Here is a 12,718-nt window from a genome sequence, read left to right as displayed (position 1 = left end):
TGGGGGCTGGGCGCGCAGTTCCCCGCGCCCCTTAGCGGGTTGTGGGGTGGTTTCGCGTGTGCTTCAGGGGGTTGGGGGCTGGTTGCGCAGTTCCTCGCGCCCCTAGGGGGTGGGGTGTGGTGGTTGTGTGCGGGGCGGTGGGGGCTGGGCGCGCAGGTCCTCGCGCCCCTTGGGGGGCGTGTGCTTCAGGGGGCTGGGGGGCCGAAGGCGGCTCGTAGTTCTGCTTTCAGGGAGCGTTGGAAGGCGGTGACCAGGGCCTGGAGGACCATCGGCTGCATATGGGCCGAGAGCGATTTCATCGCCTCGACGTGGTCGGGGTCCGACTCCCGTTCGCGGTAGGGGTTCCAGACCTCGTCGCGAAAGAGCCGGGTCAGCTCGTGCGCGGCCGAGCGCGTGTGTTCCATCAGCACCGTGCGGGCCGCCAGGATCGTCTCGTGCGCGATCGGCACGTCCAGGAGCTGGACGCCCAGCGCGAGCAGGCCGGCGTCGACGCGGAAGGTGTCGGGGGAGCCCGGGATCCGCTCCAGGACGTCCATCGCGGTGAGCCGGTCGATGTCGGTGTCGGACAGCGAACGTCCGGCCCGCCGCTCCAGCTCCGCCCGGCCGGCGTCGTCCGCCGAGTCCGGCGCCCAGGAGGCGACCACGGCCCGGTGGATGGCCAGGTCGTGCGCGCTCAGATCGGCCGGCAGCCGCTGGAGGTGGCGCTCGATCGCGGCCAGCGTCATCCCGTGGTGCTGCAACTCCTCGATCAGCGCGAGCCGGGACAGATGGGCCGGGCCGTAGTGCCCGACGCGGCGCGGCCCGATCACCGGCGGCGGCAGCAGCCCCCGGGTGCTGTAGAAGCGGATGGTGCGCACGGTGACGCCGGCCCGCGCGGCCAGCTCGTCAACCGTGAGGGTCGGCTCCTCGGTCTCCGTCGCCATGGCAGTGCCTCGTCTCCCCGCTGTCCCCGGCCGGCCTCGTGCGCGGCCGATCCGGTGCAACAGTAATTCCGGTGCAACAGTATTGCTGTCTCACCAGCACTGCTCAATATGCCCGGGGCTGCCGGCCGGCCGGGGCGGGGGGCGTGCCTCGTCTCCGAGAGGGGCTACGCGGTCCGTCCCGCCTGGAGCGGGTAGTGGTCGCTGAGGTCGGTGTAGGTGTAGTCGGTGCCCCAACTGCTCACCGTCCAGGGCGCGGTGGGCTGCTGCACCACGGTGTTGTTCCAGCCGGACGGGCGGGCGTGGCCCGCGACGTGCAGGACGTAGTCGAGGTCCTCGCTCGGGTCCGTGGGGTAGCGGTAGTGCGCGATGGAGTTCTCGGCGGTGTCGAAGGAGTACGCGTGGCCGGTCCGTGCGTCGGCGCCCACCAGGCCGCCGTTGGCGAGCATCGAGGCGTACTCCGGACCGTGCGAGTCCACGTTGAGGTCGCCCGCCACCATGACCTCCTCGCCGGCCGGGATGTTCTTGGCGTCGAGGAAGGACTTGATGGCCTTGAACTGGAGGGCGCGGTCCTTGACGGCCTCGCCCGCGCCGCACCCGGAGTCCGTCGACTGGGTGTGGGTGCCCACGATGTGCACCTTCGCGCCGTTCACGTTCAACACGGCATAGACGAAGCCCTTGTTGGACCACCAGTCGGAGCCGCAGGCGTCCTTGTAGACGTACTGCTCCTTGCGCAGGATCGGCCACTTGCTCAGCAGGGTGACGCCGCCGTCCTCGGGGGTGGTCGAGGAGTAGGAGCCGCCGGTGGCGTCCCAGCCGTCCTTGCCGCGGCCCACGACGGGCGTCTGGTACGGGTACTGGGCCGAGGCGTTCCGCTTCAGCGCGTCCGAGGCGGAGTTGTCGAACGCCTCCTGAAGGACGACCACGTCGTTGCCCTGGAAGAAGGGCGCGGCCGGTATCGCCTGGGCCCGGTGGTCCTGACCCCAGTTCGGATACAGGCTCTGGCTCATCAGGAAGGTGTTGTACGTCAGCACCTTCAGGCGGGGCGGTTCGGCGGCGGCCGCCGGAGCGGGGGCGGCGGCCAGCGTGAGCGCGGTGAGCGCGGCGGCGAGGACCGCCCCGTGGACCCGGCGGCGCGATGGGTGCGGCACATGAACTCCCGTGTCTGGAGTGGTGATTTGGCCCGGCGCGCACATCAAAGCAGCTGCGGTTACCTGGAGGTAACCTCCGTGCGCCCACTGTCTTACCCCTGTCGTACGATCAGGAGTACGAATCCCGGGGATGGTGTGGCCCACGGGTAGGTGCGCGAGGGAAGGTGCCAGGCGTGAAGCTGCTCCCCATGAATGTGGGTCCGCTCAATCCGACCGTGCCGGATCTGCTGATCGGCCTGGTGCTGTTCCTGCTCTGCTTCTGGGTGATGGCGGGCCTGCTGCTGCCCCGCATCAACCGGACGCTGCGGGAGCGCGAGGCGCTGACCACGGGCCGTGCGAGCGAGGCCGAGGCCACGCTCGCCGAGGCCGCCGAGGTGCGTGCCCGTTACGAGGCCGAGCTCACCGCGGCGCGGCACGAGGCGGCCCGTATCCGACAGCAGGCCAAGGAGGAGGGCACCGCGGCGATGACCGCGGCCCGCGCGGACGGCATACGCGAGCGGGACGAGCTCGTCGCCGCCGCGACCGCGGGCATCGCCGCCGCCCGCGCCGCCGCCGAGGCCGAACTGCGCCCGCACGTCGACGCCCTCGCCGCCGAACTGGCCGGCCGCATCCTGGGCGAGCCCCTGTCGGCGCCGATCGGAAGCTGAGCCGGGGCGGCGCGAGAGCCCCTCCGTGCCGTCGTGACCTGGGCGATCGCATACTGGAATCCCCGGAGTCACATCTGTGTGCTCCGGAGCCGCCAGCCCCAGGAGCCCCGTCATGAGCCGCCGCGACGTCCCGCCCGTGCCTCCGCCGCCCGGGGGCGTGCTGTGGAGCCTGGCCGGAGACGTCCGGATGCTGCTCACCCTGCCCGCCGCGCTCACCTTGCAGGTCGCGCACCCCGCGGTCGGGGCGGGCGTGGACGAGCACTCGGTGTTCCGCACCGACCCCTGGGGGCGCGGCGAGCGATCGCTGCGCTCGCTCCAGCTGTGGGTGTACGGAGGCGAGCGGGCCGCCGAGGAGGGGCGCAGGCTGCGCGAACTCCACAAGACCATCCAGGGCACTGACGCCACGGGCCGGCGCTATCACGCGCTCACCCCCGCCTACTACGCGTGGGTGCACGCCACCGGCTATCCCGTCTACGCCCACGCCCAGCAGTACATCGGCCGCCCCTTCACCGACGCCCAGCACCGCGCGCTGTACGCGGAGTGGCTCCGGGTCGGCCGGATCCTGGGGCTCCACGACCGGGACATGCCCCAGACCATCGAGGAGTTCTGGCCCTACTACCGCAAGGTGCTGGCCGACGAGATCGGCACCAATGCCGTGGTCGAGGAACTCCTCGCCACCGACCGTCCCGTCCCGGCCCCCGACCGGGGTCCCCTGCCGCTGCGGCTGCTCCTGAGAGCGCTCTGGCCGGTGCTGTTCCCGCCGCTCGCGCGCTTCCGGCGGTTCGTCACCATCGGGTTCATGCCGCCGGACGCGCGCGAGGCGATCGGTCTGGAGTGGAGCGACGCACAGGAACGCACGCTGCGTCGACTGGGCCGGGCGGTGCGGTTGCTCGTGCCCCTGCTGCCCGACCGGCTGCGGTATCTGCCGCTCGCCCGCCGGGCCCGCGCGGAGTTCCGCTGCTCGGCGGCCCGGGGCGCGGGCTCCCGCTGACGCGGGGGAGCGCCCCCGCTGGAGCGACCCGCCGGGCCCGTTCCCCCGCTTCAGGCGGAAGCGCGCCGAACGAGCGAGGTCGGCGTGATCACGGAGGTGGGCTCGACCGCTCCTGTGCCGCCCTGGTCGAGGCCGCGCAACAGCAGGCGCGCCATCAGGCGGCCCATCTCCTCGATCTCCTGGCGGACGGTCGTCAGCGGGGGATCGGTGGCCTCCGCGACGGAGGCCATGTCGTCGAAGCCGACCAGCGCGACATCCTCCGGCACCCGTCGGCCGTGCTCGCGCAGCACCCGCAGCGCGCCCGAGGCCATCAGGTCGTTGGCGGCGAACACCGCGTCCAACTCCGGTCGCAGCGCGAGGAGTTGGGCCATCGCCCGGGCCCCGCTCTCCGCGGTGAACGCGCCTTCCACCACCAGCGCCGGGTCGGCCTCCGGCAGTACGTCGCGATAGCCGTCGAGCCGGTCCGTGGAAGCCGTCTGGTCCAGGGGGCCCGCGATGTGCGCGATCTGCCGGCGGCCGAGCGAGAGCAGATGGCGTACGGCCTCGCGTGCGCCGCCCCGGTTGTCGGCGTCCACATAGGGCACGGCGGCGGGAAACCCGGGCCGGCCGCCGAAGACCGTCAGCACGCCGGCGCCCCGGGTGATCGCGGGCAGCGGATCCTCGTCGTGCAGGGAGAAGGCGAGCGCGCCGTCCACATGACCCCCCGTCAGATAGCGGGAGATCCGCCCGTAGTCGTCCGGGCCCTCGACGAGCAGCAGCACCAACTGGCTGTCATGCGCGGCTAGTTCCTTGCTGATGCCGCGGATCTGCCGCGAGAAGAAGGGGTCGGAGAAGAACCTGGTCTCCGGCTCGGCGACGATCACGGCGACCGCCCCGGTGCGCCGGGTGACCAGGGAACGGGCCGCCGGATTGGGCACATAGCCCAACTCCTCGACCGCCTGGCGCACCCGGTCGACCAGCGTCGGCCGCACCCCTGAACCGCCGTTGACGACCCGGGACGCGGTGGCGCGGGAAACGCCGGCGCGCGCCGCGACGGCTTCGAGCGTGGGGCGCGTCCCGAAGTACTGCTCGGTCACGGCGGGTTCTCCTCATCGGCGGCGGCGCGGCGGGGCACGGCGGGACCGTGGCTGGCCCTGGCGAAGCCGCGTTGCCCGGCAGCGTATCGGCTGCTCGGACCGGCGGGGAGAGAGCGCTTTCGGCGCCGGGCGCCCCGGCGTCCGCCGCCACGCGCCCGCCGCCCGAGAGCGCTCTCACCACCGCCTGTGCCCGGGGTCGCCGGACCCGCCGCCACGCGCCCGCCGCCCGAGAGCGCTCTCACCACCGCCTGTGCCCGGGGTCACCGGACCCGCCGCCACCCGCCTCCGCCCGCCGCCCCCCGCCTTCCAGCCGCGCGAGAGCCGTGTCCAGGAGCGCGGTGTCGAGGAGAGCCGTGTCGAGGGGAGCGGAGTCAGCCGGGTCAGTGGCCGCCGTGGGCCGCGTGGGACTCGGTGATCTTCTTCCACGACTTGGGCTCCACCGGGGCGGCCGACGGGGCCGAGGGCGAGGCCGCAAGGCCCGCGCGGGGAGCCACCTTCGCCTTGGTGGCCGCGGAGGCGGACGGCTTGGACGGCTGGTAGAGCCAGGTGTCGAAGAGCTCCGCCAGCGGCTTGCCCGAGACCTTCTCGGCGTACTTCACGAAGTCCCCGACCGCCGCGTTGCCGTAGGCGTGCTCGGCCGGCCAGCCCTTGAGGATCTTGAAGAAGGACGCGTCGCCGACCGTGTTGCGCAGCGCCTGGATCGCGAGGGCGCCCCGGTCGTAGACGGCGCCGTCGAACTGGTCGTCCGGGCCCGGGTCGCCCGGCTTCACCTTCCAGAACGGGTCGTCGGCGGGGTGCTGCGCGTACACCCAGTCCGCCAGCTCCTGTGCGGTGCCCTCGCCCTCCTTCTCCGACCACAGCCACTGGGCGTAGGACGCGAAGCCCTCGTTGTCCCAGATGTCCTTCCACCCCTTGACCGAGACACTGTCGCCGTACCACTGGTGCGCCAACTCGTGGACGACCACGGACACGTTGGCGCCGCCCGCGAACTGGGCCGGGCTGTAGAAGGGGCGCGTCTGCGTTTCGAGGGCGAAGTGGGTCGGCACGTTCGGGACGTAACCGCCGAGCGCGTTGAAGGGGTAGCTGCCGAACACGCTCTCCAGCCACTCCGCGACGTCCTTGGTGCGCTCGACGCTGGCGCGCGCCGCCCCGTCGTTGTCGCCCAGGTCCTTGCTGTACGCGTTGAGGATCGGAAGGCCGCTCGCGGTCTTGTCGGTGGTGATGTCGAACTTGCCGACCGCGAGCGTGGTCAGGTAGGAGGCCTGCGGCTTGTTGGAGCGCCAGTGGTAGGTGGTCCAGCCGAGCTTGGAACTCTGGCTCTGCAACACCCCGTTGCTGACGGTCTGGGTGCCGTCGGGCACCTTCACCGTCACGTCGTAGGTGGCCTTGTCCAGGGGGTGGTCGTTGGAGGGGAACCACCACACCGCCGAGTCCGGCTCCTGGGCCGCCACCCCGCCGTCCGGGGTGCGCTGCCACGCCGTCCAGCCGTCGACCTTCAACTCGAAAGGCTTTCCCGCGTACTTGACGACCACCGTGATCGCCCTGCCCTTGGGCAGCGGCGCCGCCGGGGTGACCTCCAGCTCGTGGCTGCCGGACTTCGCGAAGCTCGCCTTGGTGCCGTTCACGCGCACCTCGCTCACCGCGAGGCCGAAGTCCAGGTTGAAGCGGGACAGGTCCTGCTGCGTGGTGGCGAGCAGGGTGGCCGTGCCCTCCAGCAGGTCCGTCTTCGGCTGGTAGGTGAGCCTCAGGTCGTAGTGGGAGACGTCGTAGCCGCCGTTGCCGCTGGCCGGGTAGTAGGGGTCGCCGATGCCCGGGGCGCCCGGAGTGAAGTCCGCGGCCGACGCCGGGATCACCAGCAGCAGGGAGGCGGCGAGCACACTCGGGGCGATGATTTTGCGGTGCACGAAAGAGCTCCAAGTCGTCAGTGTCGTCGTGGGGTGAACGATGGTGAACGATCTCTTCGGAGCCTATTCAGCCCGCACCGGCCCGGTCATGTCCATGGCCCCTGCTGTCACACGATCGCCATTCGGCCGACATGTTGACGTGTGCTCCCTCCTCCTTCCGCTTCTTGGACTGCCCCCTTTTGCAAGGGAGTTGACCGGAGTACCTTCCGGCCATGCCGATACGCGCGCGGGGCACCCGCCACAGGTCACGATCCCCCAGAGCACTCGTCCTCGCGGCGGTGACCGCCCTCGCGGCGGTGCTCCTGACCCCGGTCGGCGCCCAGGCGGCCCCGGCCCGGGAGAGCCGTCCCGTCTACTCCTACGAGAACGCCATACGCGAGGCGGTGTGGGTCGACACCGGCCTGGACGGCGACGGGAACGGCCGGACCGACCGGGTCGCCGTCGACATCGTCCGGCCCCGCGAACCCGCCCAGCAGGGGCGCAAGATACCGGTCATCATGGATGCCAGCCCCTACTACGCGTGCTGCGGGCGCGGCAACGAGAGCCAGCTCAAGACGTACGACGCCAACGGTGTCATCCAGCAGATGCCGCTGTTCTACGACAACTACTTCGTGCCGCGCGGCTACGCCTTCGTCGGCGTGGACCTGACCGGAACCAATCGCTCGGACGGCTGCGAAGACGTCGGCGGACGCTCCGACGTCCTGTCCGCGAAAGCGGTCGTCGACTGGCTGAACGGCCGCGCCCGCGCCTACACGACACGGACCGGAAGCGAGCGCGCCACCGCCGGGTGGACCAACGGCCGCACCGGCATGATCGGCAAGAGCTGGGACGGCTCCATCGCCAACGGAGTCGCCGCCACCGGCGTCGAGGGCCTGCGCACCATCGTGCCGATCAGCGCGATCTCCTCCTGGTACGACTACTACTTCGCCAAGGGCGCCGCCCTGTACGACGGCGGCCCCGCCGACCTCGGCGACTACGTCACGAGCCCCGACGCGCGGACCCGCTGCGCCGCGGCCCGGCAGAAACTGGTCGACGGGGCGCCGCGCAACGGCGACTGGACCCCGCTGTGGACCGAACGGGACTATGTGCGCGGCGCGGACAAGGTGAAGGCCAGCGTCTTCGTCGTGCACGGCATGCAGGACCTCAACGTCCGCACGAAGAACTTCGGCCAGTGGTGGGACGCGCTCGCCAAGAACGGGGTGGAGCGCAAGATCTGGCTGTCCCAAACCGGCCATGTCGACCCGTTCGACTACCGGCGTGACACCTGGGTGGACACCCTGCACCAGTGGTTCGACCACTACCTCCTCGGTTACGACAACGGCATCGAGCGCCGCCCGATGGCCGACGTCGAGCGCCACCCCGACCAGTGGAGCACCGACCGCGTCTGGCCGCCGTCCGCCACCGCGGCGACCACCGTCCACCCCGTGAGCGGGCCGGCCCCGGGCGTCGGCGGGCTCTCCCTGAAGGCCGCGCCGAGCGGAGCCACCGCCGCGTTCACCGACAACCCGGCGCTGGACGAGCAGAGTTGGGCCACCAGCATCGACACGTCCACGCCCGACAAGGCGGGATTCGTCACCCAGCCGCTGACCAAGGAGCTCCGGGTGTCCGGCTCGTCCCGGGTGACCCTCACCGCGACCCCCTCCACCAGCAGCGCCCACCTCTCGGCCGTCCTCGTCGACCTCGGGCCCGACACCATCCGCGACTACGGAGGGTCCGGCGAGGGCATCCGCACCGGCACCGAGCGCACCTGCTGGGGCGCGAGCACGGCCGCCGACAGCTCCTGCTATCTGACGACCTCGGCGGCCACCGTCGACGTGGGCCACACCGTCTTCAGCCGCGGTTGGGCCGACCTCGGCCACTACGCCTCCGCCACCCACGGCGTCGCGCTCACCCCGGGCAGGCCCTACACGATCACCCTCGACCTGGCCGCGACCGACCATGTCGTACCGGCCGGCCACCGGCTCGCGCTGATCGTCGCGGGCACCGACAACGGGCTGATCGAGCCGGCCGCGAGCCGGCCGACCCTCACCGTGGACCTGGCGCGTACGGCGGCCGAGGTGCCCTTCGTCGGCGGCGCCCGGGCGTTCGCACGGGCCACCGCCGGGACGGCTGCCCGGCTCGGCGCTCCGGCATCCCCCGAGGGCGTGCCGGTGCCGCGGATGACGCGGCGGCTTCCGGGAGCCGGTCAGGGCTGAGTCAGTGGGATCGGGACGCGGGGAGGGGGCGGCCAGCACCGCGGCCTCCTCCGCGCATCCCAAGGCGACCGTCACGCCGGCCCCGCCGTGCCCGTAGTTGTGCACCAACACCCCGCCCGACGCGGTGAGTTCACGCTCGACCCGTACCCCCGAGTCCCGGGCCGGGCGCAGTCCCACCCGGTGTTCCAGGACGCGGGCGTTCGCGATCTCGGGTCGGATCCGCGCACACCGCTCGATGATCCGCGTGGCCGTCGCCGGGTCGGGGACGAGGTTCCAGTCGTCCTCCTGGGCGGTGCCGCCGAGCAGCAGCCCGTACGGCTGGGGCATGAAGTAGGTGGTCTCCTCGCCGTCGTGCTCCACCGCGGTGTACCAGTCGCTGATGCCCGGGTTCTCGACCACCACCAACTGGCCGCGCACGGGCCGTACTTCGGGGTCGGGTACGAGGTCTCGTGCGCCCGTGCCGGTGCAGTTGACGACGTACGGCGCGTCCGGGAGGCGCTCGACCCGCCGGAGCTCGATCGTTCCGCCCGCCTCCTCCAAGCGCTGTTCGAGCCGGCGCAGATGGGCCGGCATGTCGATCAGCGGGAGCCGGGCCCGTACGCCCTGGGGCCCTTCGGTGATCCCGGCCACCTGGGCGGTCCACGGCCCGAAGCCGTCCAGCCGGGCCCCCGCGTGCAGCCCCTCGACCAGCCGCACCCCGCTCTCGCGCGGGTCGGCCGCCAACTCCTCGTACACCCGCAGCGAAGCCAGCGCCCAGGCGCCGGCCCGCTCCTCGGGCTCGATGCGGTAGGGCCACCACAGCGCCCCCGCCACCGCGGACGTCGACTCCGCCGCGCGCTGCCCGCACCACATCTGGACCCGACGGCCGGATTCGGCCAGCACTATCGCCGTCGTCAAGCCGATGACCCCGCCACCCACCACGATCACATCGTCGCTCATGCCGGGACGGTAGCCCAGCCGGCGGAGGGTGGCCACGGCCGTCTCGCGCCGGACGAGGATCAGCGCGCCGTTCGTTCCTGTCGCGCCCCCACGTCACACAGCGCCTCCTCCAGGGCCCGCAACACCGGGGCGGGGTGCTGGCGCAAGTAGAAGTGGCCACCAGGGAATTGACGTATCGTCAGATCCTCTGTGGTGTGCTCCCGCCAGGCGTCGAGCTCCTCGCGCGTGTGGTCCGCGCTGCCGCCGAGCAGGGTGATCGGCACGGGCAGCGGCTCCGCCTCGCGCCAGGTGTACGTCTCCAGGACGCGATAGTCGTCCCGCAGCGGCCCGACGATCAGCTCCCGCAGCTCGGCCGAGTCGAGTACCTCCTGCGGGATGCCGCCGTGGAGCTTCGCGACCCGCTCGATGAGCTCGTCGTCGGGCAGCCGGTGCAGCGGGTCGGTGGCGCGGACATGGCGGCGGTGCGGCGCCGGGTACCCGGACAGGATCAGCCGGTACGGCAGCGGCCGGCCCGCGTCCCGCAGGGCGCGGGTGACCTCGTACGCGATGAGGGAACCCAGGCTGTGCCCGAAGAAGGCGAACGGCTCGGGGCCGAGCGGGACCTCGTCGAGGAACGCGGCCACCAGCGCCCTGAGGGAGGCGAACATCGGCTCGCCGTACCGCGAGCCGCGGCCCGGCAGCTGCACGCCCTGGAGCTGGGCGGCCGGCGTGTCGCGGGCCCAGCGGATGTACTCGATGACCGAGCCGCCCGCGTGCGCGAAGCAGTACAGGCTGGGGGCGCCAGGACGCGGCGGCCCGGTGAACAGCCAACGGGGCGACACGGCAGGGCTCATGGTGCGGAAACCTCCGGAGGTGCGGGAGGGCGGTCCGGGGGCCCGCGCCGACCAGCGGCCCGGCCCCCGGCACCCCCGAGCGGGGCGGGGCGGGCTGCGCACGCGGCCCCGGCCGACGACCGAACCACGCGTCGAGGGGCGCCGCCCCGTACGGCCCCCTCGGCGAGCAGTCTGGCATCGCACCGTCCGACGGACGTCCCGTTTCGGCCAGGGTGGGGGTCGCGGGTACGGGTGCGGGTACGGGGGCGAGGGCGAGGATCGGGCGGGCGCCGTCGCGAGGTCGAGGCGGGCTCGCGTAAGCCGCTCGGTGGGCCGGGGGAGCGCGGGGCGCGTCAGGGGCCCGGTGGACCCGTAGCGGGCAGGGGGCGGCTACCGCTTAGGATCGGTCACCTCATGACTGCAACTCTCGTCGCCAAGGACCTCGCCGCCGGCCACGGCGACCGCACCCTGTTCGCCGGGCTCGACCTGGTGGTCGCCCCCGGCGACGTCATCGGCCTCGTCGGACCCAACGGCGCGGGCAAGTCCTCGCTGCTGCGGCTGCTCGCCGGGCTCGACACCCCGGAACAGGGCGAGCTGAGGCTCTCCCCGCCCGGCGCGAGCGTCGGCCACCTTCCGCAGGAGCCCGACCGGCGCCCCGGCGAGACGATCCGGGCCTTCCTCGCCCGCCGCACCGGGGTCGCCGCCGCCCAGGAGACGATGGACGTCGCGACCCAGGCCCTGGTCGACGGTGCGCCCGGCTCCGACGACGCGTACGCCGACAGCCTGGAGCGCTGGCTCGCGCTCGGCGGCGCCGACCTAGACGAGCGGGCCGAGGAGGTCGCCGCGTCGCTCGGCCTGACCACCGGCCTCGACCAGCCGATGACCGCGCTCTCCGGCGGCCAGGCCGCCCGCGCGGGACTCGCCTCGCTGCTCCTGTCGCGTTACGACGTCTTCCTGCTCGACGAGCCGACCAACGACCTCGACCTGGACGGCCTGGAGCGGCTCGAAGCCTTCGTGAAGGGGCTGCGGGCCGGCACCGTCGTCGTCAGCCACGACCGCGAGTTCCTCGCCCGCACCGTCACCAAGGTCCTCGAACTCGACCTCGCCCAGCAGCAGATCAACCTGTACGGCGGCGGTTACGAGGCCTACCTCGACGAGCGCGCCACCGCTCGCCGCCACGCCCGCGACGACTTCGAGGAGTACGCCGACAAGCGCTCCGCGCTCGAAGGCCGGGCCCAGATGCAGCGGTCCTGGATGGACAAGGGCGTCAAGAACGCCCGGCGCAAGGCCACCGACAGCGACAAGCTCGGAAAGAAGTTCCGCAGCGAAGCCAGCGAGAAGCAGGCGTCCAAGGCCCGCCAGACCCAGCGCATGATCGAACGCCTCGACGTCGTGGAGGAGCCCCGCAAGGAGTGGGAGCTGCGCATGGAGATCGCCGCCGCGCCCCGCTCGGGTGCCGTCGTAGCGACCCTGAACGGCGCCGAGGTGCACCGCGAGGGCTTCACCTTCGGGCCCGTCTCGCTCCAGGTCGACTGGGCGGACCGCGTCGCCATCACCGGCGCCAACGGCTCCGGCAAGTCCACCCTGCTCGCCGCCCTCCTCGGCAGGCTGCCGCTGGACGCGGGCCACGCCGCGCTCGGATCGGGGGTCGTGGTCGGTGAGGTCGACCAGGCGCGCGGTCTGTTCCTGGGTGAGGAACCGCTGCTCGACGCGTTCTGCGCGGCCGTCCCCGAGACGGAGCCGGCCGAGGTGCGGACGCTGCTCGCCAAGTTCGGCCTCAAGGCGCACCACGTGCTGCGGCCCGCCGGATCGCTCTCCCCGGGCGAGCGCACCCGGGCGGCGCTGGCCCTGCTCCAGGGCCGCGGCGTCAACCTGCTGGTCCTCGACGAGCCGACCAACCACCTGGACCTGCCGGCGATCGAGCAGCTCGAATCCGCGCTGGACTCGTACACGGGCACGCTCCTCCTGGTCACCCACGACCGCCGGATGCTCGACGCCGTGCACACCACCCGCCGGCTCGAAGTCGCGGGCGGCAAGGTCACCGAAGTCTGACCGCGCGCCCGGGAGGGGTGAAGCGCGGGCA

At 72.6% G+C, this 12,718-nt stretch carries 9 protein-coding genes and 1 pseudogene; 4 read left to right on the top strand and 6 right to left on the bottom strand.

From position 1 onward, the window contains the following. Window positions 1-185 precede the first annotated feature (185 nt). Both DWB77_RS07140 and sph read right to left on the bottom strand, forming a co-directional pair. Window positions 186-923 (bottom strand): MerR family transcriptional regulator, encoded by a 738-nt coding sequence (locus DWB77_RS07140; protein ID WP_120720442.1) that lies wholly within the window; start codon window positions 921-923, stop codon window positions 186-188. Window positions 924-1,087: 164 nt separating this feature from the next. After that, entirely contained in the window at window positions 1,088-2,071 is a 984-nt protein-coding gene (gene sph / locus DWB77_RS07135; RefSeq protein WP_246033441.1) for a sphingomyelin phosphodiesterase, read from the bottom strand. A 173-nt stretch (window positions 2,072-2,244) separates the two neighbouring features. Here sph and DWB77_RS07130 point away from each other — a divergent pair, with 173 nt between their 5' ends. Together DWB77_RS07130 and DWB77_RS07125 are read left to right on the top strand one after the other, a co-directional pair. Then, window positions 2,245-2,718 carry a hypothetical protein gene (locus tag DWB77_RS07130; RefSeq protein WP_120720440.1) on the top strand — a complete coding sequence of 158 codons (474 nt, stop codon included), beginning with the start codon at window positions 2,245-2,247 and terminating at the stop codon, window positions 2,716-2,718. A 112-nt stretch (window positions 2,719-2,830) separates the two neighbouring features. Further along, window positions 2,831-3,709, top strand: coding sequence for an oxygenase MpaB family protein (locus DWB77_RS07125; protein ID WP_120720439.1), 879 nt, complete (start codon window positions 2,831-2,833; stop codon window positions 3,707-3,709). A 50-nt stretch (window positions 3,710-3,759) separates the two neighbouring features. Here the strand turns inward: DWB77_RS07125 and DWB77_RS07120 are convergent, their stop codons facing one another. Next, window positions 3,760-4,785, bottom strand: coding sequence for a LacI family DNA-binding transcriptional regulator (locus DWB77_RS07120; RefSeq protein ID WP_120720438.1), 1,026 nt, complete (start codon window positions 4,783-4,785; stop codon window positions 3,760-3,762). A gap of 380 nt (window positions 4,786-5,165) precedes the next feature. Next, on the bottom strand, window positions 5,166-6,689 hold the full coding sequence (locus DWB77_RS07115; RefSeq protein ID WP_120720437.1) for a M1 family metallopeptidase: 1,524 nt from the start codon (window positions 6,687-6,689) through the stop codon (window positions 5,166-5,168). A 212-nt stretch (window positions 6,690-6,901) separates the two neighbouring features. Between DWB77_RS07115 and DWB77_RS07110 the strand changes: the two genes are divergently transcribed. Continuing rightward, window positions 6,902-8,884, top strand: coding sequence for a Xaa-Pro dipeptidyl-peptidase (locus DWB77_RS07110; RefSeq protein WP_120720436.1), 1,983 nt, complete (start codon window positions 6,902-6,904; stop codon window positions 8,882-8,884). 27 nt (window positions 8,885-8,911) lie between these two features. On the opposite strand, the pseudogene DWB77_RS07105 reads toward DWB77_RS07110, so the two are convergent. Beyond that, window positions 8,912-9,823, bottom strand: a pseudogene (locus tag DWB77_RS07105) (FAD-dependent oxidoreductase); the annotation flags it as partial. Between the two features lie 59 nt (window positions 9,824-9,882). After that, entirely contained in the window at window positions 9,883-10,656 is a 774-nt protein-coding gene (locus DWB77_RS07100) for a thioesterase II family protein (RefSeq protein WP_120720435.1), read from the bottom strand. A gap of 393 nt (window positions 10,657-11,049) precedes the next feature. Between DWB77_RS07100 and DWB77_RS07095 the strand changes: the two genes are divergently transcribed. Then, a complete protein-coding gene (locus DWB77_RS07095; RefSeq protein ID WP_120720434.1) occupies window positions 11,050-12,687 on the top strand; it encodes an ABC-F family ATP-binding cassette domain-containing protein in 1,638 nt (545 codons plus the stop codon). The last annotated feature ends 31 nt before the right edge of the window (window positions 12,688-12,718 follow it).

This window comes from Streptomyces hundungensis (assembly GCF_003627815.1).
GTDB classification, from domain to species: domain Bacteria; phylum Actinomycetota; class Actinomycetes; order Streptomycetales; family Streptomycetaceae; genus Streptomyces; species Streptomyces hundungensis_A.
The sequence above is the reverse complement of the archived record's forward strand: the minus strand, read 5'-3'. Positions and strand labels throughout refer to the sequence as shown.

Bases quoted from the DNA above. Each gene is read 5' to 3' on its own strand.
- DWB77_RS07095 (WP_120720434.1), top strand. From the start codon at position 11,050: ATGACTGCAACTCTCGTCGCCAAGGACCTCGCCGCCGGCCACGGCGAC.
- DWB77_RS07140 (WP_120720442.1), bottom strand. From the start codon at position 923: ATGGCGACGGAGACCGAGGAGCCGACCCTCACGGTTGACGAGCTGGCC.
- DWB77_RS07100 (WP_120720435.1), bottom strand. From the start codon at position 10,656: ATGAGCCCTGCCGTGTCGCCCCGTTGGCTGTTCACCGGGCCGCCGCGT.
- DWB77_RS07110 (WP_120720436.1), top strand. From the start codon at position 6,902: ATGCCGATACGCGCGCGGGGCACCCGCCACAGGTCACGATCCCCCAGA.
- DWB77_RS07125 (WP_120720439.1), top strand. From the start codon at position 2,831: ATGAGCCGCCGCGACGTCCCGCCCGTGCCTCCGCCGCCCGGGGGCGTG.